Raw genomic sequence first — 23,561 nt, 5'->3', positions numbered from 1 at the left:
CTCTCAGGTAATATGTTGCTTGATTTGCCGGTGCGCCCCACCGGCTTTTTTTTGCCCATTTTTTGTCCGTGGGACTATCTTCTCCAATCGCGCTCTGCGGGTTTTCTCCTGCTTGCTTTGGTGCTTCTGCTGCCAACTTTCTCTATGGTTTGCCCCTATGATTTTTTCTGTGGCGGTTTTTCTAGCTTGGGGTTGAGTGAGGCGGAAAGTCACTTTGATGACGAAATTAACAAGCAGGATCTGCAGTAAAATGGCAAGCGGCCTAACAAGCTCACTGCTTTGAATTGAAATTCTGGCTGTTAATACTGTTATTTTTGTATTTTTAGACATATTCACTGATAAATATTTTGTATTTGTTGTGGATTTGTTGTTGCGCTGTGCGTTTGTAAACGGGGTAATCCATAGGGTAAATTTTTGACAAAATTTAAAATGGTTTTAAATCAAGTTTTTATCGTTGATTTTTGAGGTTCTTAACATGTTGCGGAGGCACTTTTTGAGCATTTTATCATTGAACTTTTGAGTAGCATGTTTCACTATCCCTTCCCAGAGCGAACAGGGATGATAGTTGTGCATCAGGAACGATGCCGAATTGGAACGTACAATGGCAATACTCAAATCTCTTTCCGGACGGATCTTTATGGGTCTGTTCAGCGGCCTGTTATTGGGCTCTGTGGTGCAATATGGGCTGGGGCATATCGGTTTCTTTTCCGGCACCCTGGTTGAGGTAGCCACCGCGGCGGGCACCATGTTTGTCAATATGATCATGATGCTGGTGATGCCGCTGGTATTTGTCAGCATAGTCTGCGGTGTCTGCGAATTGCAGGACCTCAAGAGCTTCGGTCGCTTGGGCGGCAAGACCTTCAGCTTCTATATCATTAATACCCTGCTCGCTATCCTGGCGGCGGTGTGTGTCTCATTATTGCTGCAGCCCGGTGTCGGAGTGGATATGAGTGGCGGCCAGGATATGGCCATTACCGCGACCGAGTTGCCCAATTTGATCAGCCTGATTGTCGGCATAGTGCCCAGTAACCCTGTCGATGCCTTTATGTCGGGCAACATGTTGCAGGTGATCTTTATGGCGCTGCTGCTGGGTGGGGTCATCAAGTCGCTGGATGACGCCGGCAGCGCAGCGGTTAGAGGTTTTCAAGTTGCCAATGGGATCATGATGAAGCTCATCATGACTGTAATGCAGCTGGCGCCATTTGGAGTGTTTGCGCTGATGTTCAAACTGGGAGCCACTCTGGAAGCCAAAGTTTTTCTCAGTGTACTGGGTTATATGGCCATCATCCTAACCATGCTGCTGCTGTGGATTTTCATTGTTTATCCTCTGGCTGTGGCTGTGTTTACCCCGGTCAGTGCCAAGAGCTTTCGTGCCAAGACCCAAGAGCAGATCCTGTTTTCTCTGTCGACTGCCAGCTCCAATGCCACCATCCCGGTGACTATGCGAACCTTGACCGAAAAGCTTGGGGTCAATAAGGCGGTCGCCGGGTTCGGTGTGCCTTTGGGAGCCACCATGAATATGGGCGGCGTGTCGATTTATATCACTATCGCCATCTTCTTTGTTGCCAACGCCTTTGGTCAGCCAATCTCCAGCGAACAGCTGCCTACTCTGATATTCAGTATCTTTCTGCTGTCTGTGGGCGCCGGCGGGGTTCCAGGTGGCGGTATGGTGATGATAGGCGTGTTAATCCATCAACTGGGCTTACCCGTGGAAGCTTTTGCGATAGTGGCAGCGCTGGACAGAATCATAGATATGGTGTTGACTTCCTGCAATGTGGTGGGCGACGCTGCGGTGTTGACCATAGTGGACCAAACCGAGAAGGGACATCAGACAGAGGCGGTTAACGCCTAATAAAAAATCCGGCTATTTGCCGGATTTTTTTATGTTGCTGGCGTTGTCGCTCGGGACTTAGCCCTTGTAACGCTCGGCGCTTGACAGGATTTCGGCGCGGGCGGCTTCGGCATCTTCCCAGCCATCAACTTTAACCCACTTGCCGGATTCCAGATCCTTGTAGTGTTCGAAGAACTGTTTGATCTGGGCTTTCAGCAGCTCAGGCAGATCGTTCACATCCTGGATATGACCGTATTCCTTGGAGATCTTCTCGTGTGGTACGGCAACAATCTTGGCATCTTCACCTGACTCGTCGGTCATTTTCAGTACGCCAACTGGACGGCAACGGATAACGCTGCCTGGCTGCAGTGGATACTGGGTAGGAACCAGCACGTCTACCGGATCACCATCCAGGCTCAGAGTTTGGTTCACATAGCCGTAGTTGCAAGGATAGAACATAGGCGCAGTCATCATGCGATCCACAAACAAGGCACCTGTGTCCTTGTCCACTTCATACTTGATAGGGTCGTGGTTTTGTGGAATTTCGATGATCACGTAGATGTCATCTGGCAGGGATTTGCCCGCAGGCACTGCATTTAAGCTCATGGAAGTATCCTTAGACTGTGTATAAATCTATTTCAGGTCCAGCCTGAAGTTCAGTGTGGCGCGTATTATAGCGCGATTTGACGGCTTGCCAATGAAAGGCCGCGGTCTTAAGACTAATTGCCAACAGTTCATCTAAGGCAATCTGTCTCAGGCCCTGGCCCATACCGCCAATTCAAGGCTGCCGACCCCGGCAGCCTCAAGCGGCGTTTAGAGTTCAGGCTCACCGCTGTAATCCTGCTGATGGTACTCGAGGCAGGCATCGACTTCATTGGCCGAGCCCAGAATGACGGCTACCCGCTGGTGAATTTGCTCCGGTTGAATGTCGAGAATGCGCTGATAACCTGTGCTGGCCTTGCCGCCGGCCTGTTCAACCAGCAGTGCCATTGGGTTGGCTTCGTACATCAGTCTCAGCTTGTAGGGCTTATCCGGGTTCTTGTTGTCAGTTGGGTAGGTAAAGATGCCGCCGCGGCTCAATACTCTGTGCACATCGCCCACCATGGCGGCAATCCAGCGCATGTTGAACGACTTCTCTCTCGGGCCGATTTTGCCGAGCAGCAGATCGGCAATATAGGTCTGCATCGGCGCTTCCCAGAATCTCTGGTTGGACATATTGATGGCAAATTCGGCGGTGTCTTTGGGAATACTCACCGCTTCATTGGTTAACAGATACTCGCCGGTTTCCGGATTCAGGGTAAAGAGTTGCACCCCTTGGCCTGTGGTCAGGGCCAACATGGTCGATGGGCCGTAGAGCACATAGGCCGCCGCCAGTTGCTCGCTGCCTTTTTGCAGGAAACTCTGCTCGCTGATCTCCCCCTCGGGTGCCGGCAGCACAGAAAAAATGGTGCCCACCAGCGAGTTGATGTCTATGTTGGAAGAGCCGTCCAGTGGGTCGAAACACACCAGAAACTCACCGCTGTCACCGACTTCAACAATATGATCTTCCTCTTCCGATGCCAGGGCGCGCACTGTGCTTTCGGCCTTGAGGGCATCTTTGAGCATTTCGTTGGTGATCACATCCAGTTTCTTTTGGGTTTCACCCTGAACGTTTTCCTGGGTGGTGGCGCCCAGCACACCGGCCAGTGCGCCGTGTCTTACCGCCTGACTGATGGCGACTGAGCTTTGGGCCAGAGTGAGAAGCAATTGGGACAAGGCTGGGGTGACAGCCTGCTGTTTGAGGGTTTGGGCCAGAGTCTGCATCTTGTTTCCTTAAAAGAGGTCTGAGCTTTTTCTGGGACAGGATCATAACCGAGAACCGGCGATATTTCAGCGGCCAATTGCACGGGTTTGCCGATCCCTTGTCAATTGGGGCAGAATGAGGGCTGTTTTTTGGGCTGTGGCCGGATGCCGTGGCTCTTGTCTCTTATAATTCCGGAAATAATAATGAAAAAAACTTGGATGGCTTCGGCGCTTATGGCGATACCTCTGACACTGGCCAGCGGCCACTCCTTCGCTCTGGAAGGTGGCAAAACGCCCTTAACGGTTGAGCGCCTCTATGCTTCACCGGCACTGGCCGGTGCCAGCCCCCGAGGGCTGAAACTCTCTCCCGACGGCAAGCGGGTCACTTACCTGGCGGGCCGTAAAGACAACCAATACTTCTACGACCTTTGGCAGATGGATGTCGCCACCGGCCAGATCAGTTTGCTGCTGGATGCCTCCAGGCTCGAAGCCGGTGAACTTTCCGATGAAGAGAAGGCCCGCCGCGAGCGGCAGCGAGTGTATGGCCAGGGGATCATGGAATACTTCTGGGCCGACGACAGTCAGGCACTGCTGATCCCGGCGGCCGGTAAGCTCTACTACTTCAGCCTGGCCGATACCAAAGTAACCCAACTGCCGACAGGGGATGCCTTTGCCACAGATGCCAAACTGTCGCCCAAGGGCAATTTTGTTTCCTTTGTAGCTGCACAAAACCTCTATGTACTCCAGCTGAAAGACCATAAGCTCACGGCGCTGACCCAGGATGGCGGCGGGGCCATCAAGAACGCCATGGCCGAGTTTGTGGCTCAGGAAGAGATGGACCGTATGACAGGTTACTGGTGGGCACCGGATGAATCGGCCATCGCCTATACCCGCATCGATGAGTCGGGCGTGGAGCTGGTGACCCGCAATGAGATTTATGCCGATGGCATCAAGCTGACCGAGCAGCGTTATCCCTATGCCGGTAAGCCCAATGTCGAGATTGCCCTGGGGGTGGTGTCACTGGCGTCCGGGAAGACCCAATGGGTGGATCTCGGCAGTGAGAAAGATATCTATCTGCCGCGGGTGAAATGGCTGCCGGACAGCAAGCATTTGTCGTTTCAATGGCAGAATCGCAGTCAACAACAGCTGGATTTGCGTCAGGTAGACAGCCGCGAGGGCAAAGGCGCCGTGACTCTGGTGTCCGAGCGCAGCGATGCCTGGGTTAACCTCAACCATGACCTCTATTTTCTCAAGCAGCAGCCCGGTTTTATCTGGGCATCCGAGCGTGATGGTTTCAACCATATCTATCTGTTTGATGACAAGGGCAAGGTCAAATGGCAACTGACCCAGGGGAAATGGGCGGTTGACGAGATAGAACACCTAGATGAAAAGCAGGGTTGGGTCTATTTCAGTGGCCGTAAAGACAGTGTGGTCGAGCGCCATCTGTATCGGGTCAGCCTCAATGGCGGTGAGATAGAGCGCATCAGCCGGCGTGGCGGCATGCACAATGCCGTGTTTGCCGACAAGGAATCTGTCTACCTCGACTACTTTAACAGCCTGTCGCAGCCTCCCCAGGTGAGTCTGCACAACCAAAGCGGTGAGCATCTGGCTTGGGTAGAAGAGAACGCGGTCAAGGCCGGACACCCTCTGTATGACTATGCCGGGCTGTGGCAGTTGCCCGAGTTTGGCACCCTCAAGGCCAAAGATGGCAAGGTGTTGCAATACCGTCTGTTCAAGCCGGTGAATTTCGACAGCAAGGCCAAATACCCCGTGGTAGTAAGGGTTTACGGTGGGCCTCACGCCCAGTTGGTGGTCAATAGCTGGAGTGAGCAGGATTACTACACCCAATATCTGTTGCAGCAGGGCTTTGCCGTATTTCAGTTGGATAACCGGGGTTCGGCGCACAGAGGCACGGCCTTCGAGCAGGTGATCTACCGCCATCTTGGTGATGCTGAAGTGGCAGATCAGAAGACAGGTGTCGATTTCCTGCGCACCCTGCCCTGGGTCAAGGCCGACAGCATTGCCATCTATGGCCACAGCTATGGCGGCTATATGGCGCTGATGAGCCTGTTCAAGGCGCCTGACTACTTCAAGGCGGCCATCAGTGGTGCCCCTGTGACCGACTGGGCTCTGTACGACACCCACTACACAGAGCGTTATCTCGGCCATCCTGACGACAACGCCCGGGGCTACGAGGCCAGCAGTGTCTTCCCCTATGTGAGCAAGTATGGTTCAGGCTTGCTGATGTATCACGGCATGGCCGATGACAATGTATTGTTCGAGAACAGTACTCGGGTATATAAGGCACTGCAGGATGAAGGCAAGTTGTTCCGCATGATAGATTACCCCGGCTCCAAGCACTCGATGCGGGGCGATAAGGTGCGCACTCATCTGTACCGCTCGCTGACCGATTTCCTCGAGACAGAGCTGAAAGGCAACTGAGCCAGTAAGCTGAAATTATTTGGAAGCATAAAATGCCGCGCCTCATATGGCGCGGCTTTTTATGCTTCGCCCTCCTTGGGCAACAGGCGTCTGAGCAGCAAGGGGCCGAGCAGGGTGGTGATGGCTATCACCAACACCAATTCGGTAAATACCTTGGCCGGAATGATATCCAACTGCCGTCCCACTTCAGCAAAGACCAAACCGACTTCTCCTCTGGGCACCATGGCGCTGCCGACTATCAGCTTTTGCCGCCAAGTGCCGCTGACCACCAAACCGGCCGCCAGCTTGCCGATAAATGCCAGCAGTATCATCGCCAGCAAGAGCAACAGGCTGTAGGGGCTGAGGTTCAGCTGGCTCAAGTCGAGGCTGATACCCACATAGACAAAGAACACAGGCGCGAACACATCGGTCAGTGGCTGCATCGATTTTTCCAGCTTGTGGGTAAAGGGAAAGGGGTTTTGCAGATACTTCTGCCAGGGCCAGATAAACTGCCTTGATAGCGCCAAACCGGCGACAAAACCGCCGAGCAGCGCCGGGGCGCCGAAAAGGTGTGCCAGCCAGGCAAACAGGCAGATCAGTGTCAGCATGACCACGGCCTCATAGCCAGGGGTTTGGGATTGATAGCTGAGCACTCGTAGCGGGTAAATTAACATCCTACCAAGTGGCGGTGCCAGCAGTAGAAACAGCAGCAGTAAGCCGCAGAGTTTAATGATTGCCAGCGGTGCCAGTTGGCCTTCACTGGCAAAGTTAAACAGCAAACTGAGCAGTATCACCCCGGCAATATCGTCAAATACCGCCGCTCCCAGGATCAGATGACCGGCACTGGATTGTTGCTGGCCACTGTCGCTGAGCACCCTGAGAGAGATGCCTATGCTGGTGGCCGTCAGGGTACAGCCGTAGAAGAGGGCGGCAAACAGCGATAGCTCCAACCAATAGAAGGCAGCCAGGCCGGTGAGTAGCAGAGGAGCGATTATGCCGATAATGGCCACCGCCACCACCTGACGTCCGGCGCTGTAGAGGCGCTGTATCGAGGTTTCGGCGCCAATGGAAAACAGCAACAGTATCACCCCGAGCTCGGCGATATTGGCCAGCACTTGGGTTGGTTCCAGCCAGCCGAGCACTGAAGGACCAAGCAACAAGCCTGCCCCTATTTCCCCCACTACCGCAGGCCAGCCGATACGGTTGCAGCACTCTCCCAGCACGCGGGAGAACAGCAAGATCAGGAACAAGGCGATCAACAGACTATCCATCGACATTGAGTATCCCCCATAGGTGCAATTGTTGATCGGGATCAGTATGGTTTATCCTGCACCAGATTAGAGTCTAAAAAGTAGACAATTACCAGAAAGTTTGGAGAAAACAAATGGGTAAGCTTTTTATCATCGAACAACATGAAGAGGCTAACACTGATGCGATTGCCAAAGGATTGGAGGTAGCGGAATTACTTGAGATGCAACCTCAAGTATTTGCTTATTGCTACGAATATTTCTCTGGTGACGAATATTACAGTCCACGGCTTGCCGGGGCCGCCCAGCAGCGGCTGATGAAGGAGAAGCAAGCCGAGGTGTCGGCTCATCTCAAAAAGTTGGATGCAGAGGATGTGCCGCTGCATATTATCTGGAGCAAGTATCTCTACGAACATGTCAGCAGCCATGCCGGTCGCTATGGCTTTGATATGGTGGTTAAGACAGTGCACCAGAGCGAGCATTTTCTGCCGACCGATTGGCATCTTATTCGCAGCACCAAGGTGCCCTTGATGCTGCTCAGCGATAACCCGATCAAGAAGGCATCCAGTATTTTGATGGCGGTGGATCTCGATGCCAAAAGTCAGCAAAAACAGCGCCTCAATCAACTGGTGTTGCAGCATGGTCGAGAGCTGGCGAAGGCCAGTGGTGCCAAGTTGCATCTGGCACATATTATTCGGGTGCCTAAGGTGATCCGCGATCTCGAGGTGCTTAACCTGCATGAAATGGTCAAGTCGGCCTGGCGCAGACATCAAACCCTGTTGGAATTAACTGGGCTCCCCAAAGAGCAGATCCATATTATTGCCGGCGATCCTGACCTCTGTCTGTATCAGTTGTCCTGCAGGCTCAAGAGCGACTATCTGGTGATTGGTGCACGTCAGCGCCAGGGCTTGATGGGGCGGGTGATAGGCAATACCGCTGAGCAGATTTTGCGGCGCGTACGCAGCAATGTGCTGGTTATCCCAACCGATGAGGAACAGGCAAGCTAATAGCCTGCCTTCTCACAACCCCTTTTTACTGAGGGCAACCAAGGCCTCGGCAGCCGGGGTCAAGGGCAGGTTGTTGCGCCAAATCAGCCCTAGCTGCCAGGTGATTTCACTCGCCATAGGTCGATAGCTGAGCGTTTGCTCGCCGAGCTTGTCGCAGATGGGCTCCGGCAGCAGCGCCAGCCCCATTCCGGCTTGTACCATGGCGCCGAGAAAGTCCCATTGACCACTGCGAAAAGCGATATTCAACGTGACCCCGGCTTCGCGGCTCAGGCGGGTCAATAACTTTGCCAGTGAAAAGTCCTCGTTGTAGAGGATGAAAGGATACTCGGCCAGATCCCGCCATTCTATCGCCTGCTTGCTGGTCAGTGGGTGACCTACCGGCAGACAGACCTTCAGCGGATAACCCTGCAGTGGCGATGAAGACAACTGCTCTCCATGGGTGGTAGGCAGTGCGGTGAAGGCGATGTCCAGGGTGTCGGCGAGTAGTGCCTGCTCACAACCAAAGCCGCCGTATTCATGCATCTGCAACTCGACCGCCGGATAGGTGCGGCGAAACTCGGTTAACAGATCTATGGTCAGACTGCTCATCATGGGGCAGACCCCGAGGCGCAGGTGGCCGGATTTGAGGCCACTCAAGTTACTCAAGTCCTGCTCCATTCTGTGCCATTGACCTATTATCTGACAGGCGCTGGCATGAAATATTTCTCCGGCTTGCGTCAGCTCTACCTTTTGATTGCTGCGGATCAAGAGTTGTTGTTCCAGAGTGTCTTCCAGACGCTGGATCATTTTGCTCAGGGTTGGCTGAGTCAGGTACAACTGCTCGGCGGCTCGGGTAAAGTTACCTGTTTCCACCAGGGTCAGAAAGCAGTGTAAGGTCTTGATTGGTACGTTCATGCTTATTTGGAATTCTTGCTATGGAATTAATTCATTTTACTAATAGACCTGGCGGCGTTAATTTGATCAGCGTCCCAAGTAAAGAGGAAATATCGATGAAAGCATATCAAGGTTTGTGGGTTAGCTCCCTGTGGCAAACTGCCACTGAAACTGAGGAACACAAGGCCAAGCCAGTCAAAGCCAAGTCCCAGAGTTTCTGGAAGCTGATGTTCCACAAAAAAGCCAAAGCAGTCTAAAGTGACCCGGCCCGTGCCGGGTTTCTTTTTGTCATTTTAACTATTTTGGCATAGTTATATCCTGCATGATGCAAGGTTATTGTAATAGTGGATGCTCCTTGGGCAATTTGCCGCTGATCCACATTACCAGCCTATGTTTCATATTGGGGCCATCTTCTTTGTCCGATGGCAAAGGCCCTATCAGTTTATCCTGCACCAAGAGGCGATAGACGCACTCGACTTTTTCTTTCTCCGGCACCTTATCCCCAAGAGGGGCAAAGCCACGCTTGAGCGAGTATCCCAAACCTATCTCCAACGCCAGTTTCAACAGAGCCGCTTCATTCTTGTGTTTCTTCATCTGTATCGCTCCCAGCTTATCGCCCCCTGCTTGGGCTCGTTTCTAAACTAGCGCAAAGTGGCTGAGATTACACTTAAAAATACTGCGACAACCTAAGGTGCCCTTGTACCTTATTTGAGCATAACTTAAGCTGGTTGGCGGAACGACAACTCAACTTAGGGAGAGTAGTGATGTCCAAAGTCAAATATCAGGCCAAGGCGCAACGCACCTTGACTGTCAAAAACACCTCATTCCAATACTACAGCCTCAATGAAGGGCCCCTGGCGGAAATTGCCGAGGTGGCCGCATTACCCAAGAGTTGCAAGGTGCTGCTGGAAAACATTCTGCGGCATCTGGATACCGACCATTGTGATATCGACGATCTGCAGGCGCTGGCCAAGGGCCGCGGCCGCGGCAGTCAGCAGGAGATCGCCTACCATCCGGCGCGGGTATTAATGCAGGACTTTACCGGCGTCCCGGCGATAGTAGACCTGGCCGCCATGCGGGCGGCGCTGGTGGCCAAAGGGCGCGATCCGCAAAAGATCAATCCTCTGTCCAAGGTGGATCTGGTGATTGACCACTCGGTCAGCATCGACAAGTTTGCCAATCCGGATGCCTATCGGGACAATGTGGCGATTGAGATGCAGCGCAACTTCGAGCGTTATCAATTTCTCAAGTGGGGCCAGGGCGCCTTCGATAACTTCTCCGTGGTGCCACCGGGTACCGGCATTTGCCATCAGGTAAACCTCGAGTATCTGGCCAAAGGTGTCTGGCAAGGACTTGGCGAAGAAGGCGCCACTTGGGTCTATCCAGATACACTGGTGGGTACAGACAGCCATACCACTATGATCAACGCCCTGGGGGTACTTGGCTGGGGTGTTGGTGGTATCGAAGCCGAAGCGGCCATGTTGGGGCAACCCATCTCAATGCAGATCCCGGATGTGGTGGGTTTCGAGCTCAAGGGGCAGCTCAGTGAAGGCATTACAGCCACCGACCTGGTGCTCAGAGTCGTGGAGATGCTGCGCCGTCAGGGGGTAGTGGGTAAATTTGTCGAATTCTATGGTGATGGCCTGGATCAGCTGCCGCTGGCCGACCGAGCCACCATCGCCAATATGGCACCTGAATATGGTGCAACCTGTGGCTTCTTCCCGGTGGATGCGCAGACATTGGAGTATCTGCGTCTCAGTGGCCGAGATGAACAGACGCTTGCCTTGGTGGAGGCTTACACCAAGGCGCAAGGGCTGTGGCGAGAGACTGGCGATAGCGCCCCCGAGTTTGCCGATACCCTGAGTCTGGATCTTGCCAGTGTTGAACCCAGCCTGGCCGGGCCCAAGAGGCCCCAGGACAGAGTCGCCGTCAGTCAGCTCAAACAGGCGGCCGAAGATGCCATCCGTCTCTCGGGGCGCAGCGAGCTTGAGCAGGCGTTTGTACTCGAAGGTAGCGAGCTTGCCATGCACCATGGCGATCTGGTGATTGCCGCCATCACCAGTTGTACCAATACTTCCAACCCGGCGGTGATGCTGGCTGCCGGGTTGCTGGCACAAAAGGCGGTGGAGCTGGGGTTGGAGCGCAAGCCCTGGGTCAAGACTTCGTTGGCCCCAGGTTCCAAGGTGGTGACCCAGTATCTGCAACAGGCCGGATTGCAAACGGCGCTCGATAGCCTGGGCTTTAACCTGGTGGGTTATGGCTGCACTACTTGTATAGGTAACTCGGGCCCCTTGCCGGAGGCGGTCACCAAGGCGGTCAGCGAACAGAAGATCCATGTGGGTTCAGTGCTTTCCGGTAACCGTAACTTCGAAGGGCGGATCCACCCCTTGGTGGAGTCCAACTGGCTTTGCTCGCCTCCTCTGGTGGTCGCCTATGCGTTGGCGGGAACCAGCCGTATCGATCTCAGTCGCGATCCCATAGGCAAAGGCCGCGATGGTAAAGCGGTTTTCCTTAAAGACATTTGGCCCAGCAATGCCGAGATAGCCGCCGTAATGGGCAAGGTGAGTCGCAGCATGTTCCAGCAGCAGTACGCCGATGTGTTTCATGGCGATGATGCCTGGCGCGCCATCGACTCGGGCTCGGGCAAAACCTATGCCTTCGATCCCGCCTCCACTTATATTCAGTTACCGCCCTTCTTCGAAGCCGAATACGGCGGTAATGCGGGTGACATTAAGGGGGCCGCGATTCTGGCGCTACTGGGGGACTCTGTCACCACAGACCATATCTCCCCGGCCGGGGTGATCCCCAAAAACAGTCCGGCAGCCGATTACCTGCGCGGTCATGGTGTAGCCGACAAGGACTTCAACTCCTACGGTTCACGCCGTGGGAACCACGAGGTGATGATGCGCGGTACCTTCGGTAATATCCGTATCCGCAATGAGATGGTGCCCGGGCATGAAGGCGGTGTAACCCGAATGCAGGGCGAATCTGAGGTGCGCTTTATCTATGACGCTGCCATGGCCTATCGCGCCAGAAAGCAGGCGAGTGTGGTTATTGCCGGTAAAGAGTATGGTACAGGTTCCAGCCGTGACTGGGCCGCCAAGGGTACGCTGCTGCTCGGGGTCAAGGCGGTCATAGTGGAGAGCTTTGAGCGTATTCACCGCTCCAACTTGGTGGGTATGGGCGTGCTGCCATTGCAGTTCCTGCCCGGAGAGACCCGTCAGACTCTGGGCCTGACCGGTGATGAGACAGTGGATATTCTCGGCTTGGATGGCGAGCTTAAGCCAAACCAGAAGCTGCAGGCGCAGATCCATTACGCCAATGGTGAGTCCAAAACCATAGCGCTGCTCAGCCGCCTGGATACCGGCATGGAGGTTGCCTACTACCGTGCCGGTGGTGTGCTGACCTATGTGCTGGAGCGTTTGGCCACCGAATAGCTCAGCTGGTTCAGTCAAAAACCGCCTTCTGGGGGGGCGGTTTTTGCTATTCCACAACAGCAGAGCAAACATGGGATTTGTTTGCACCTTCCCTAGGAGCCGGGGACGGGGTTTGTTAGAGTAGGTGCAGTTTTTGGCGGCGACTGTTGCGGGAAAGTATGAAAGCTCCTGCCCGATAGCCAACCGCCGAGTCAAAGTAATGAGCCAGGCACTGAGCCAAAGCTCTGAATTAGAGCTCTGAGTTAAAGCCTTTAGGCCAAGGCTGTAAAACCAAAGCTGTAAAACCAAAGTCGTTAAACCAAAGCCGTTAAACCAAAGCCGTTAAAGTGAACCGAGTCATAGATGAATCCATGCCCCTTGTGTGCCAACACCCAACCTAAACAGACAGTTCCCGCCAGGGTTGCCAGACGTTATTTTCTCTGCCCAGAGTGTCGGCTCATCTTTCTCGACCCTGTGCATTTGCTGCCCTTGAATGAGGAACAGCAGTTTTACGATACCCACGAGAACAGCATTGACGATCCCGGCTATGTGGGCTTTTTGCAGCGCTTGTTGACGCCGGCGATGACCTTTCTGCGCCCGGGCATGCAGGGACTGGACTTTGGCTGTGGCCCTGGGCCGACACTGTCGAAACTCCTGGCCCGGGAAGGGATAGCGTGTGACGATTTCGACCCGCTGTTTTTCCCCAATCCATTGCAGGCACAGTATGACTTTATTCTCTCCAGCGAGTGTTTCGAGCACTTGCACTGGCCTGCCGCCGAGATAAGCGCGCTGCTGGCACATCTGGTTCCGGGGGGCTATTTAGGCATAATGACAGACCGCTGGCAGAGTGAAGCCCAGTTTTATGACTGGCACTATACCCGGGATCCTACCCATTGCAGTTTCTTCCATCGCGCAACATTGGACTGGCTCTGTGAGATGTTTGCTTTGAGCTTATGTTTTGTCGATGAGCGGCGGATTGCCATTTTTCAGAAAAATTGAGGCATCAAAGTGAAGGGCTGGGAAGGGCAGGCAAGCCCCAATCCCTTTGGGGCTGTACCTTGAAACCGGGGCGCCTCCAGGAAGCAGCGACCCGGTTTTTTCGCTATCAGTTGGCAGCGCCAGTGCTGAAGTTATTTTCCACCAGCGGCTGCTTGTTATCGGCCTGAGGCACATGGCACTGGGTACAGAAATAGTTCTGTCCATTGAGGGTGCCCTTGTCGTCGATAACATGGGACTTGGCCACAGGCGTTGCCTTCATGCGCTTGGCCTTGCTCCAGTCATGGCAGTTCATGCAGCTGTTTTTCTTCAGGCTGATGGGGTAGTCGGCCTTGTGAGGAATGAGCGGCGGCTGCTCGGCGTAGTTGCGCTCTATGGCATTGCCACGCATTGGATAGGAAGGCATGGCATCGGCCGGGCGTACAGAGCTAATCTCTGCATCGCCACCGCCAAGAGAACTGACGTTAACCGGCTGAGCCGTTTCTGCCTGCTGTCCTGAGCAGGCGCTGAGTGCCAGCAGCATCGCGGCTGCGCTGAGTGTTTTTTTCATTGCTTGTTCTCCGCCTTGGTGGCAATTCGGTTGCAATCTATTTTGTTGGATTTGTCTTTGGCTTCACCCTTAGGCGAGAGCCGGGTTAATGGCGTATCAAACTCAAAGACCTTCTTGGCACAGACATCGATACAGCGGCCGCAGAGGGTGCAATCGGTACTGGTTATCGTAGGGTTGCTTCCCTTGAGGGCGGGTTTGAGCACCTGTCGTTCGGGACACACGGTAAAACAGTCCATGCAGTTGTTGCAGTCGTTGGCTCTTACCGCCTCGATATTGACCAGTCGCAGCTTGCCCAGCAGGCTGTAGAGGGCGCCACTGGGGCACAGGTGGCTGCACCAGGCGCGCTCGCTGACGAACAGATCCAGCAGCAGTATCGCCAGTAGCAGCCACAGGCCACTGAAGCCACCGAACAACAAGGCCCGGTAGGCCACGGGAACTGGGTTGAGCCACTCCCAGGCCAACAGGCCGGTCAGTGGGGGCAACAGCAACACCAATACCAGCAGATAGTAGCGCAGCGACCTTGGCAGCTCGGGCAATCTGGGCAGGCCCAACTTGCGTCTGAGCCAGGCGGCCGTATCGGTCACCATGTTGACCGGGCAGACCCAGCTGCAGAACACTCGTCCACCCAGCAGACCATAACCCAGGGCGACAATGGCGGCGCCGAGCAGCAGGCTCAGTTCCGGCAGATGGCCACTGGCCAGGCTTTGTAGCGTCACCAGCGGATCGGCCAGCGGCACTGTGTCCAGTAACAGACTGGCCGACAGGTTGCCTTTCAGCAGCCAGAGGCCAAACAGTGGCCCTATGGCAAACAGCAGCAAAACGCTCAGTTGTGACAGGCGTCTGAGCAGCAGGAACCTGTGTGCCTTCCACCAACCCAGGGTGGCGATGGCATCGGCGGCAAAGGCGTCTGAGCTTTGGTTTTTTCTTCGACTCATATTGCGCCTCCGTTACCCAGTCCAGGCAGCCCTTGATTGAGCATCTCCAGGGTGGTCTTTTCCGTGTCTATGTAAGTGTCGTGCTCGGCGGTCTTGCCGCTGGCGAGTTTCTGCGGCAGCACCTTGATCGCCGCTTCTTCCAAAACGCAGGCATGTTCACACTTGCCGCAGCCGGTGCAGATATCGGCATGCACGGTAGGAATAAACATGGCGTGGTGGCCACTGCGCTCATTGCGGGCACGCTCAAGGGTGATGGCCTCATCGATGAGCGGGCAGACGCGGTAGCAGACATCACATCTCAGGCCTTTGAAGTTAAGGCAGTTTTTCTCATCTATTAGTACGGCTGTGCCCATTCTGGCATCCTCGATTTTCTCGAGGCCGGTATCCAGTGCCCCACTGGGACAGGCGCGAGTACAGGGAATGTCCTCGCACATCTCGCAGGGGATACTGCGGGCGCTGAAGAAGGGCGTGCCGGTGGCAGCCCCTTCAAACCAACGCGCCAGTTTCAGGGTGTCATAGGGACAGGCCTCGACACAGAGACCACAGCGAACACAGGCCGAGAGAAAGGCGTCCTCGGCGAGGGCGCCCGGGGGACGTATCGCCTGGGGCGCCAGCGACTGGGACTTGGCCAACGCTGAAATCCCCAGCCCGGCCAACCCCATCACACAGCCGGCTTTGGCCGTGGTCGCCAGAAACTGGCGACGATTGATGTTATTGACACCATTGCGTTTGTCACCCATTACTGCTGCCTCACGCCTTCATCACTTTGACCGGACACTTCTTGTAGTCTGTCTCTTTGGACAGAGGGTCGGTGGCGTCCAGTACCAGCTTGTTGACCAATTGACGGGCATCGAAGAAGGGCATGAACACCACACCTTTGGGCGGCTTGTTACGGCCCTTGGTTTCAACCCGGGTCTTCACTTCGCCGCGAGGCGAGGCGACGATGACTTCATCACCACGCTTGAGGCCACGGCTCTTGGCGTCATCAGGATGCATGAAGATCTGTGCATCCGGATAGGCGCGGTACAACTCGGGCACCCTGGCGGTCATTGAACCTGTGTGCCAGTGCTCCAGCACCCGGCCTGTACTCATCCACAGATCATATTCACTGTTGGGTTCTTCGGCGGCCGGTTCGTAGGGCAGGGCGAAGATCACCGCCTTGCCATCCGGCTTGCCGTAGAACTGATAGCCTGAACCCGGTTTAACATAAGGGTCAGAACCTTCAACGAAGCGGCGCAGGGTTTCCTTGCCATCCACTACCGGCCAACGCAGACCGCGGGTTTCGTGGTAGCGGTCGAACTGAGCCAGATCGTGACCATGGCCGCGACCGAAGGCGGCGTATTCTTCGAAGATCCCCTTCTGCACATAGAAGCCGAAGTGTTCAGATTCATCGTTGAGCTCGGCCTGACAGTCGCTGGCGGGGAACTTGTTGATCACGCCGTTGGCGAACAGCACTTCATAGAGGTTCTTACCGGCGTATTCAGGTTTCTTGGCAATCAGCTCCGCGGGCCAGACTTCCTCTACCTTGAAGCGCTTGGCGAACTCCATCAGCTGCCACAGATCCGACTTGGCGCCTTCAGGGGCTTTTACCTGTTGGTGCCACATATGGGTGCGGCGCTCGGCGTTACCATAGGCACCTTCTTTCTCGACCCACATGGCGGTAGGCAGGATCAGGTCGGCCGCCATGGCGGTGACTGTTGGGTATGGATCTGACACCACGATAAAGTTTTCCGGGTTACGGAAACCGGGATAGATTTCATCGTTGATATTGGGGCCGGCCTGCATATTGTTGGTACACATGGTCCAGTAGCAGTTGAGCTTGCCGTCTTTCAGCATCCGGCTCTGCAACACGGCGTGGAAACCGGGCTTGGGCGGAATAGTGCCTTCAGGCAGCTGCCAGGCCTTTTCTGTGATGGCGCGGTGTTTGTCGTTGTTGACCACCATATCGGCGGGCAGACGGTGGGCAAAGGTGCCGACTTCACGGGCGGTACCACAGGCTGAGGGTTGGCCTGTGAGAGAGAAGGGGCTGTTACCCGGAGTGGCAATCTTGCCGGTCAACAGGTGCAGGTTATAGAGCATGTTGTTGGCCCAAACCCCACGCACGTGTTGGTTGATACCCATGGTCCACAGGCTCATTACCTTGACCTTGGGATCGGCATAGGCCTTGGCCAGCTCCAGCAGGCGCTCTTTTTCCACGCCGCTCATCTCGCTGGCGTATTCCAGAGTGTAGCGGCTGACAAACTTGGCGTACTCATCGAAGCTGATATCGCTGAACTTGCCGTTACCTGGGTTCTTGGCTTTTTTCTCCAGCGGATGATCCGGACGCAGGCCATAACCTATGTCATCCACACCCAGAGCAAACTTGGTGTGCTTGTTGACGAAGTCCTTGTTGACCGCGTCGTTTTGGATGATGTAGTTGGCGATATAGTTGAGGATAACCAGGTCGGACTGAGGCTTGAACACTATCGGGTTGTCGGCCAAATCGAACGAGCGGTTCTCGAAGGTAGACAGTACATGCACCTTACCGTCGGGGTGGCTCAGACGGCGATCCGACAGGCGGGCCCAGAGGATGGGGTGCATCTCGGCCATGTTGGCGCCCCAGAGCACAAAGTGATCGGCGGCTTCCAGGTCGTCATAACAGCCCATGGGTTCATCGATACCAAAGGTACGCATAAAGCCGACCACGGCCGAGGCCATACAGTGGCGGGCATTGGGGTCGATATTGTTGGTACGGAAACCTGCCTTGTGCAGCTTGGAGGCGGCGTAGCCTTCCCAGATGGTCCACTGGCCTGAGCCGAACATGCCCACAGAAGTCGGGCCCTTGGTGTTGAGCGAGTGCTTCCACTTTTCTGCCATCACATCGAAGGCCTTGTCCCAGGTCACCGGGGTGAACTCACCCTCTTTGGCATACTGGCCGTCTTTCATCCGCAGCAGTGGAGTGGTCAGACGGTCTTTACCGTACATGATTTTCGACAGGAAGTAGCCCTTGATACAGTTCAGGCCCTTGTTGACCGGGCTCTCAGGATCGCCCTTGGTGGCGACGACCTTGCCCTCTTTTGTGCCTACCAGCACAGAGCAGCCGACACCGCAGAATCGGCAGGGGGCCTTGTCCCATTTAATATTGTCTTTCTGCTCAGCGGCTTCGACGACTTTCACTGGCAGAGTGACTCCAACGGCCGTGGCGGCGGCAACGGCGGCGTTGGCTTTAAGAAACTCGCGGCGGCTTATGCTCATGGTGTTTCCTCACTCTTTATTTCTTTTGTTTGACTGACAGGCTCAGAATCGACCTGATGATAGATAAGACTGCTGGACAGTATCCCGGGCAGACAGTTGATTGCTTCGACGTTATCCAGGATCTCGCCCTGGCTTTCGCCTTCGAGGGTGACTACCAATTTGCCTTCTGGGCTGCTGGCATGGACTTCGGCGCCTTCAAGGGCCTGGATGGCAGTGGTTACCGCCTCTAGGGTTCCCGGAGCGGCATGCACCACCAGACTGGTGACATGGTATTCCATCTCTGTTTGTTGCTTCATTGAGGCTCACCTCGACAGGTAAGGGCGACAGGCACGGCATGGGCCGAGTCACCGGAACTGAATCAAAGTCTAGACCTCATTAAAAATGTGGGTATACCTCTTGAGAGGTAATGAAAGCGATTGGCGATCCGGATCAACATTTTCAATGTGATCTGAATCCAAGTTTGAAATTTAAACAGATTAGCCGCTTGACTCTTGCAATATTAATGCAACGCCATTTTGAGAATAGTTCTTGTTTACTACCTAAAGAGGGTTATGCAAACGGACGGATGCCATTGCCGATAAGCGATTTTTCAAACTGTCTTTCAGGAGGTTATCTGCCCTAGATGCTTAGCGGCTCGGTTATTGAACACTCATACATCGACAACCTAGCCCGATAGCTGGGTTATTCAATAGCCGGTCAGCTCCATATAACCCATGCCGGTTTGTGTGCCCTTGATGGTGATTGGCCCCTCCCAGTAGGGGATAGACAGGTTCATGGCGGCATTGGGATTGAGGGCTTCCAGAGTCAGTGACAGAGACTCTCCCGGCAGCTCCAGTTGCCAGGCTACAGGGTAGCGACCGCTGGCCGTTTGTTGCCAGTCCTTGACGCTGAGGCTGATATCATCGAGCGCCAGCGGGTGGCCACTGCCGTCGGGATACATGCGCTTGCCGCTGAAAAAGGCTTTGTTTTCCTGCTCTCTGAGCTGAAACAGCATCAGGGCCGAGCCGTCATCGAGCCGCAAGGCGAACCAGTCCCAGCCCTGTTGGCCGCGACTGAGAAATTCTGAGCTCCACTCCCTATCGAGCCAGGCATTGCCGGATACCTGCAGCCATTGGTCTTTGTGGCGCACTCTGCCTTCGACCCGAATAAAGGGCTGGCTGTAGTAGTAAGAGGCCACAGTGCCGGCGGCATTTTTACGGCTGAAACCCTTGTCTCCCTGAGGCTGCAGCTCGGCTTGGCTATCGAGTTGCAGCTCGAAGGCAAAGTCCTCTTCGCTGACCTGTAAACTGGCGGGAAACAGCCCGCTATTGGGGCCACTTGCCGCCCGGCTTTGCCAGCGCCAGTTATCGAGCCAGACCCTGAGCGGCAAGCCCACGGCTCCGGCTTGAGCTCCCTGGGGATGGGCTGCTTTGCCTTGGGGCGCGGCAAGTGCGCCCCTGGCCCAGCGCTCGGCGCTTTGGTGACTGTTTTGAAAACTGAGTGCGCTGTGAGCCATATAAAGCTGATTCGTCGCCCAGGGAGAGCTGGATTCAGGTTCATCCGGGGAAAGGGCAATACGAAACTGAGTCCATTGCAGTCCGAGGGGCTCACCGCTTTGCGTGGTCAGATTGGCGGTCAGATACCACCACTCCTGGCGAAACCTGGGGTGGGATAAGTGATCTTCCGGAAATTGCAGCGCCGCACCTGGCTCGACTTTCGCATAGCCTTCGCTCGCTGTACCCATCACCCGGCTCATGGCCCGTGAGTCTTGCTGCTGAGCCTGGTCTTGATGAGCCTTATCGCAGCCATTCAGCGCAGCGCCGCCCAGCAGTAGTCCCGCTAACAAGGGCGCGGCGACAGGCCATCGCATTGTAATCAATCGCATTAGAGCACCTCCTGTTGCAGACTGGAGACCAGAGAGCGGCGGCTCTGCCAATAGAGGGGAACTATCACCGCCAGGATGCAGCACAGCAGCGACAAAAGCACCACCCGGCCATAGGCCAGCCAGTCCCACTGCATGGCTATGGTCCAGCCGAAGGCCTGCAGCGTCACCTTATGAATAAGCAGGTAACCGAGAATCGCCCCCATGGGCAGGGCCAACAGACAGGTGAGCAGCACCACCAGCAGCATCTGCAATAGCAACATAGACAAAAGCCGGCCACGGGTAAGCCCGAGCGAGCGTAACATGGCGAGGCTCGCCTGGCGGGACTGGGTCAGCATCAGCACGGCACTGAAAAGCCCCACGGCGGCCACCAGTAAGGTCAGGGTGTTGAGAACCAGGGTAATGCTGAAGGTCTTGTTGAAGACCCGAATTGCCTCGTCGCGAATTTTTTGCTGGCTGTAGACCTGTACCGGACTGAGTCCAAGCTCTTGAATGAGGGTGCGCTCGAGGGCGGCAATGCTTGTGAGTCCTGCCCCCTTGGCGCTTTCTGCACTTGTTGCTATGCCACTCACAGCCAGGCTGACGGCTTCAGTTGGCAGCTTAAGCTGTTGCCAGAGGGATTGCGCCAGCAGGACCTCACCCTTGGGATTGCCATAGTCGTAATAGATGGCGCTGATGGGCAGGGTCAGTGGTGTCTTGCAGTCCTTATCCGGGCAGAGACTGAGCTGGTCGCCCGGCGCCAGCCCCAGGGTCAGCGCCAAGGGCTCGCTGATAGCCAGAGCCTGGCCTTGGATCACAGTCAGCAGCGCTTGCTGTTGCTGGTTTTGGGCTCCTTGCACCTGTTCCTGGGAAGCAACTTGTTCTTTGGAGGCAACTTGGGCCGAGGTCTTCAGCGCCGTGGTGCGCGCGATAGAGTCGGCGTCCCGGCTGATAAGGTTTATCTCCAGTGCATTGCCGCTCCCCTTGGCATAGAAGGGCGCCTGCCATTGGTAGAAGTGAGCCAGTCCGGGGGCTTGCTGCTCAAGAAAATGCTCCAGATTCGCCATATTGCCGGCGCCCGGGCGGATATAAAGCTCGGCATGCAGGCGGGTGTCGAGCCAGCTTCTGAGGGTCTTGTCAAAGCTGCCTACCAGGGTATTCATGGCGATATTGGCACACAGGGCCAGTAGCAACGCCATCATGGCCAGCGCCAGCGGTGCCACCAGCTCTCGGGTATCGGCGATGGCGTACTTGCTGAGCCCGGACGGAAACAGCCGCGCCAATAGCCCGAGTAAAGACTGCAACAGTTGCGGCAACAGCAGCGGGATAGCCAGGGTCAAGAGCCCCATCAAGCCCAGGCTGTGTTGGTGGGTTTGGCTCAAGGGGTAAAGCAGCGCCGTCAGGGCAAGCAGCGCAACCCCGATAAGAAACAGGCGTTTGTGCATGCTTCTGTGTCTGTGGGCATGCCATTGGCTCTGGGTATTTTGTGCCAGGCTCTGATGACAAAGCTCAAGATACAGGGGCACGCAGGCCAGCAGTGCGGCGATAAGTGTCAGACCGGCACCTTCAGCCAGCCATTGCCAGCGCCAGTTCCCCGGCAGCAGAGTCGCACCATAGAGCTGCTCCAAGGTCAGCGCCACCATAGGCTGCAGCCACTGGCTGAGCTGCAGCGCCAGAATAAAGCCGCTGGCCGAGCCAATGAACACCAGCAACAACAACTCCAGCAGTAGCGCCAGCATCAGGGCGCGCCGTCCCAGGCCCTGCTTGAGCAACAAGAGCAACAAACGGCGGCGTTTCATCAGGCTGTAGCGTACGCCGTTGTAGGCGATAAACAGCCCCACCACGAAGGCCAACATCCCCATGGCGTTGAGGTTCAAATGAAAGCTGCGGGTGAGCGCGGTCAGGGCGGCGCCCTTGTCCTGCTCGCTGATATTCAGCTTATCCAGCGGCAGTCCGCTTTGCTTGAGTCGCTCTTTGAGCCTTTGCGGCTCGCCAAAGAGGGCGATATAGCTAAGGGTGCCCTCGCGCTTTAATAGTTGCTGGGCCAGCGAGATATCCAGATAGAGGCGGTTACCGAGCTGCTCTGAGTCGGCGAGCGCCAGCACTTCGAGCGTGCGCCCACCGAGGGACAGGGTTGGCGGCGCCTTGAGTCCTTGATGCAGGCTGTCACTCATGACAATGATGGGCTCTCCGGCGAGCAGTCTATTCAAGGGCAGATGGTTGCGGCCATTGCCCCTTTGCTCGAAGGTGCCGAGGGCGGCAATGATATCGCTGCCTTCCACTTGCCACTGGCGACCCTGAGCGTCGTCAAGGACGCCGCTGATCACCGGCAGCGCCTGGATACCGCTTTGGCGCAGCTGGAAATAGAGCGCTTCATCGAGGCTGGCCCCGCGGGCCTTGGGGGTGATAAACAAACTGGCTTGTTGTCCCAGGGCTTCGCCCGCCTCACGGTAGCTGTTGATGGCGTTGTCATTGGTGGCCTTGACGCCAATCAACAGAGTCACCGCCAACACCACTCCCAGCAGTATGGCGCCGGCTTGCAGTGGTGCCTTGCGATAGTGGGCCAGGGTGACTTTCAGGGCCTGCCAGGCCAACTTGATTGTGGTCAGCGCCCCTGTGTCATTCATGAATGCGCCCTTGCTGCAGGTACCAGCGGCGCTGCATATAGGCGGCGGCCGTTTCGCTGTGGGTGACCATAAGAATGGCACTGCCGGCATCGGCGGCGAGAGAGCACAAAAGCTGCATCACCTCATCACCGGCGGCGGCATCCAGGTTGCCCGTCGGCTCATCGGCCAGCAGCAGTTCAGGCTTATGGGCCAAGGCGCGGGCAATGGCGACTCTCTGCTGTTGACCACCGCTGAGACTTTCGACTTCCCGGTTCAACAGTGGCGTCAGCCCCAGTGCCTGCACCAGGTGATCGCACCAGGTTTGCCAGCCTTCACCGAGCAGCGACAGGGGAAAGAGAATATTGTCGCGAACATTGAGCGGCGTCAGTAGGTTGAATTGCTGGAACACCACCCCCAGATGGCGGCGGCGAAAGGCGCTCCACTGTTTGTCCTGCCAGCGGCTGCTGTCTTGACCTGCCAGCAGAATGCGGCCTTTGTCCGGGTGCTCAAAACCGGCTATCAGATTCAGCAGTGTACTCTTGCCGCTGCCGCTGGGGCCGGTCAATGCCACCGTCTCACCGGGTTTGATCTCCAGGCTGAGATTTTCCAGCACCCTGTGGGGGCGATCGCCGTCCAAAAATCCTTTGCTTACCCCTTCCAGCAACACCTGGCTCTGCATTTGAACTCCTGTGAATCGCAGTAATCTGCTACAGCATAACAAGTTTTTTTAATCGGTGAACTCGACTTTCAGCTGTTGTTACTGCGTAAACCGAACCGGGTTCGGTCGCTCGGGGTGTAGGTCGAGGTCAAATTTTTTGCAGCA

Annotated in this window: 20 protein-coding genes; 6 read left to right on the top strand and 14 right to left on the bottom strand. The window is 55.6% G+C overall.

The features are described from left to right. Positions 1–3 precede the first annotated feature (3 nt). Entirely contained in the window at positions 4–330 is a 327-nt protein-coding gene (locus SIL79_RS02900; protein WP_233962643.1) for a hypothetical protein, read from the bottom strand. A 277-nt stretch (positions 331–607) separates the two neighbouring features. Here SIL79_RS02900 and SIL79_RS02895 point away from each other — a divergent pair, with 277 nt between their 5' ends. After that, positions 608–1,852 carry a dicarboxylate/amino acid:cation symporter gene (locus tag SIL79_RS02895; RefSeq protein ID WP_233962790.1) on the top strand — a complete coding sequence of 415 codons (1,245 nt, stop codon included), beginning with the start codon at positions 608–610 and terminating at the stop codon, positions 1,850–1,852. Between the two features lie 57 nt (positions 1,853–1,909). Here SIL79_RS02895 and ppa read toward each other — a convergent pair whose 3' ends face one another. Further along, a complete protein-coding gene (gene ppa / locus SIL79_RS02890) occupies positions 1,910–2,437 on the bottom strand; it encodes an inorganic diphosphatase (protein WP_025008962.1) in 528 nt (175 codons plus the stop codon). A 207-nt stretch (positions 2,438–2,644) separates the two neighbouring features. Further along, positions 2,645–3,634, bottom strand: a complete 990-nt coding sequence (locus tag SIL79_RS02885; protein WP_071476556.1) for a class 1 fructose-bisphosphatase — start codon at positions 3,632–3,634, stop codon at positions 2,645–2,647. A 183-nt stretch (positions 3,635–3,817) separates the two neighbouring features. Here SIL79_RS02885 and SIL79_RS02880 point away from each other — a divergent pair, with 183 nt between their 5' ends. Beyond that, positions 3,818–6,055 carry a S9 family peptidase gene (locus SIL79_RS02880; protein WP_319618958.1) on the top strand — a complete coding sequence of 746 codons (2,238 nt, stop codon included), beginning with the start codon at positions 3,818–3,820 and terminating at the stop codon, positions 6,053–6,055. Positions 6,056–6,114: 59 nt separating this feature from the next. Here SIL79_RS02880 and SIL79_RS02875 read toward each other — a convergent pair whose 3' ends face one another. After that, the gene (locus SIL79_RS02875; protein ID WP_071476558.1) at positions 6,115–7,311 is read right to left on the bottom strand and encodes a cation:proton antiporter; all 1,197 of its coding nucleotides are present in this window, start codon (positions 7,309–7,311) and stop codon (positions 6,115–6,117) included. Between the two features lie 107 nt (positions 7,312–7,418). Here SIL79_RS02875 and SIL79_RS02870 point away from each other — a divergent pair, with 107 nt between their 5' ends. Continuing rightward, positions 7,419–8,288 carry a universal stress protein gene (locus tag SIL79_RS02870; RefSeq protein WP_039035019.1) on the top strand — a complete coding sequence of 290 codons (870 nt, stop codon included), beginning with the start codon at positions 7,419–7,421 and terminating at the stop codon, positions 8,286–8,288. Between the two features lie 12 nt (positions 8,289–8,300). Here SIL79_RS02870 and SIL79_RS02865 read toward each other — a convergent pair whose 3' ends face one another. Next, positions 8,301–9,182: a LysR family transcriptional regulator gene (locus SIL79_RS02865; RefSeq protein ID WP_039035018.1), complete on the bottom strand. Its 882-nt coding sequence runs from the start codon at positions 9,180–9,182 to the stop codon at positions 8,301–8,303. Between the two features lie 95 nt (positions 9,183–9,277). Here SIL79_RS02865 and SIL79_RS02860 point away from each other — a divergent pair, with 95 nt between their 5' ends. Further along, the gene (locus SIL79_RS02860; protein ID WP_157823006.1) at positions 9,278–9,418 is read left to right on the top strand and encodes a hypothetical protein; all 141 of its coding nucleotides are present in this window, start codon (positions 9,278–9,280) and stop codon (positions 9,416–9,418) included. A gap of 76 nt (positions 9,419–9,494) precedes the next feature. Here SIL79_RS02860 and SIL79_RS02855 read toward each other — a convergent pair whose 3' ends face one another. Next, the gene (locus tag SIL79_RS02855; protein WP_025008966.1) at positions 9,495–9,755 is read right to left on the bottom strand and encodes a DUF5062 family protein; all 261 of its coding nucleotides are present in this window, start codon (positions 9,753–9,755) and stop codon (positions 9,495–9,497) included. 170 nt (positions 9,756–9,925) lie between these two features. Between SIL79_RS02855 and acnA the strand changes: the two genes are divergently transcribed. Together acnA and SIL79_RS02845 are read left to right on the top strand one after the other, a co-directional pair. Then, entirely contained in the window at positions 9,926–12,598 is a 2,673-nt protein-coding gene (acnA, locus tag SIL79_RS02850) for an aconitate hydratase AcnA (RefSeq protein WP_319618957.1), read from the top strand. 342 nt (positions 12,599–12,940) lie between these two features. After that, positions 12,941–13,576 (top strand): class I SAM-dependent methyltransferase, encoded by a 636-nt coding sequence (locus SIL79_RS02845; protein WP_039035016.1) that lies wholly within the window; start codon positions 12,941–12,943, stop codon positions 13,574–13,576. A 106-nt stretch (positions 13,577–13,682) separates the two neighbouring features. Here the strand turns inward: SIL79_RS02845 and SIL79_RS02840 are convergent, their stop codons facing one another. The 8 genes from SIL79_RS02840 to SIL79_RS02805 all read right to left on the bottom strand — a co-directional run bounded on the left by SIL79_RS02840 (position 13,683) and on the right by SIL79_RS02805 (position 23,417). Continuing rightward, on the bottom strand, positions 13,683–14,123 hold the full coding sequence (locus tag SIL79_RS02840; RefSeq protein ID WP_025889974.1) for a nitrate reductase cytochrome c-type subunit: 441 nt from the start codon (positions 14,121–14,123) through the stop codon (positions 13,683–13,685). After that, complete coding sequence (napH, locus tag SIL79_RS02835; RefSeq protein ID WP_039035015.1) at positions 14,120–15,058, bottom strand: quinol dehydrogenase ferredoxin subunit NapH; 939 nt, start codon at positions 15,056–15,058, stop codon at positions 14,120–14,122. Before napH ends, SIL79_RS02840 begins: the two co-directional genes overlap by 4 nt. Further along, positions 15,055–15,798 (bottom strand): ferredoxin-type protein NapG, encoded by a 744-nt coding sequence (gene napG, locus SIL79_RS02830; protein ID WP_039035014.1) that lies wholly within the window; start codon positions 15,796–15,798, stop codon positions 15,055–15,057. Before napG ends, napH begins: the two co-directional genes overlap by 4 nt. Before the next feature lie 10 nt (positions 15,799–15,808). Then, positions 15,809–18,292: a nitrate reductase catalytic subunit NapA gene (gene napA / locus SIL79_RS02825; protein ID WP_162206721.1), complete on the bottom strand. Its 2,484-nt coding sequence runs from the start codon at positions 18,290–18,292 to the stop codon at positions 15,809–15,811. Then, positions 18,289–18,588 carry a chaperone NapD gene (locus SIL79_RS02820; protein WP_233962644.1) on the bottom strand — a complete coding sequence of 100 codons (300 nt, stop codon included), beginning with the start codon at positions 18,586–18,588 and terminating at the stop codon, positions 18,289–18,291. The genes napA and SIL79_RS02820 overlap by 4 nt, the downstream gene beginning before the upstream one ends. 389 nt (positions 18,589–18,977) lie before the next feature. Continuing rightward, positions 18,978–20,156: a lipocalin-like domain-containing protein gene (locus tag SIL79_RS02815; RefSeq protein WP_071476564.1), complete on the bottom strand. Its 1,179-nt coding sequence runs from the start codon at positions 20,154–20,156 to the stop codon at positions 18,978–18,980. Further along, complete coding sequence (locus SIL79_RS02810) at positions 20,156–22,759, bottom strand: ABC transporter permease (protein ID WP_162206720.1); 2,604 nt, start codon at positions 22,757–22,759, stop codon at positions 20,156–20,158. The genes SIL79_RS02815 and SIL79_RS02810 overlap by 1 nt, the downstream gene beginning before the upstream one ends. Beyond that, complete coding sequence (locus SIL79_RS02805) at positions 22,752–23,417, bottom strand: ABC transporter ATP-binding protein (RefSeq protein ID WP_162206719.1); 666 nt, start codon at positions 23,415–23,417, stop codon at positions 22,752–22,754. Before SIL79_RS02805 ends, SIL79_RS02810 begins: the two co-directional genes overlap by 8 nt. Positions 23,418–23,561: the final 144 nt, after the last annotated feature.

It is taken from the genome of Shewanella indica (assembly GCF_033842865.1).
Taxonomy (GTDB): Bacteria; Pseudomonadota; Gammaproteobacteria; order Enterobacterales; family Shewanellaceae; genus Shewanella; species Shewanella indica.
Note: the sequence above shows the minus strand (reverse complement) of the source record. Positions and strands in the feature narration are given on the sequence as shown.

Coding starts and splice junctions, on each gene's coding strand:
- SIL79_RS02875 (WP_071476558.1), bottom strand. CDS start 7,311: ATGTCGATGGATAGTCTGTTGATCGCCTTGTTCCTGATCTTGCTGTTC.
- SIL79_RS02860 (WP_157823006.1), top strand. CDS start 9,278: ATGAAAGCATATCAAGGTTTGTGGGTTAGCTCCCTGTGGCAAACTGCC.
- SIL79_RS02880 (WP_319618958.1), top strand. CDS start 3,818: ATGAAAAAAACTTGGATGGCTTCGGCGCTTATGGCGATACCTCTGACA.
- SIL79_RS02885 (WP_071476556.1), bottom strand. CDS start 3,634: ATGCAGACTCTGGCCCAAACCCTCAAACAGCAGGCTGTCACCCCAGCC.
- SIL79_RS02845 (WP_039035016.1), top strand. CDS start 12,941: ATGAATCCATGCCCCTTGTGTGCCAACACCCAACCTAAACAGACAGTT.
- SIL79_RS02805 (WP_162206719.1), bottom strand. CDS start 23,417: ATGCAGAGCCAGGTGTTGCTGGAAGGGGTAAGCAAAGGATTTTTGGAC.
- SIL79_RS02840 (WP_025889974.1), bottom strand. CDS start 14,123: ATGAAAAAAACACTCAGCGCAGCCGCGATGCTGCTGGCACTCAGCGCC.
- SIL79_RS02810 (WP_162206720.1), bottom strand. CDS start 22,759: ATGAATGACACAGGGGCGCTGACCACAATCAAGTTGGCCTGGCAGGCC.
- napA (WP_162206721.1), bottom strand. CDS start 18,292: ATGAGCATAAGCCGCCGCGAGTTTCTTAAAGCCAACGCCGCCGTTGCC.
- SIL79_RS02865 (WP_039035018.1), bottom strand. CDS start 9,182: ATGAACGTACCAATCAAGACCTTACACTGCTTTCTGACCCTGGTGGAA.
- SIL79_RS02815 (WP_071476564.1), bottom strand. CDS start 20,156: ATGCGATTGATTACAATGCGATGGCCTGTCGCCGCGCCCTTGTTAGCG.
- SIL79_RS02820 (WP_233962644.1), bottom strand. CDS start 18,588: ATGAAGCAACAAACAGAGATGGAATACCATGTCACCAGTCTGGTGGTG.
- napG (WP_039035014.1), bottom strand. CDS start 15,798: ATGGGTGACAAACGCAATGGTGTCAATAACATCAATCGTCGCCAGTTT.
- SIL79_RS02855 (WP_025008966.1), bottom strand. CDS start 9,755: ATGAAGAAACACAAGAATGAAGCGGCTCTGTTGAAACTGGCGTTGGAG.
- acnA (WP_319618957.1), top strand. CDS start 9,926: ATGTCCAAAGTCAAATATCAGGCCAAGGCGCAACGCACCTTGACTGTC.
- napH (WP_039035015.1), bottom strand. CDS start 15,058: ATGAGTCGAAGAAAAAACCAAAGCTCAGACGCCTTTGCCGCCGATGCC.
- SIL79_RS02870 (WP_039035019.1), top strand. CDS start 7,419: ATGGGTAAGCTTTTTATCATCGAACAACATGAAGAGGCTAACACTGAT.
- ppa (WP_025008962.1), bottom strand. CDS start 2,437: ATGAGCTTAAATGCAGTGCCTGCGGGCAAATCCCTGCCAGATGACATC.
- SIL79_RS02900 (WP_233962643.1), bottom strand. CDS start 330: ATGTCTAAAAATACAAAAATAACAGTATTAACAGCCAGAATTTCAATT.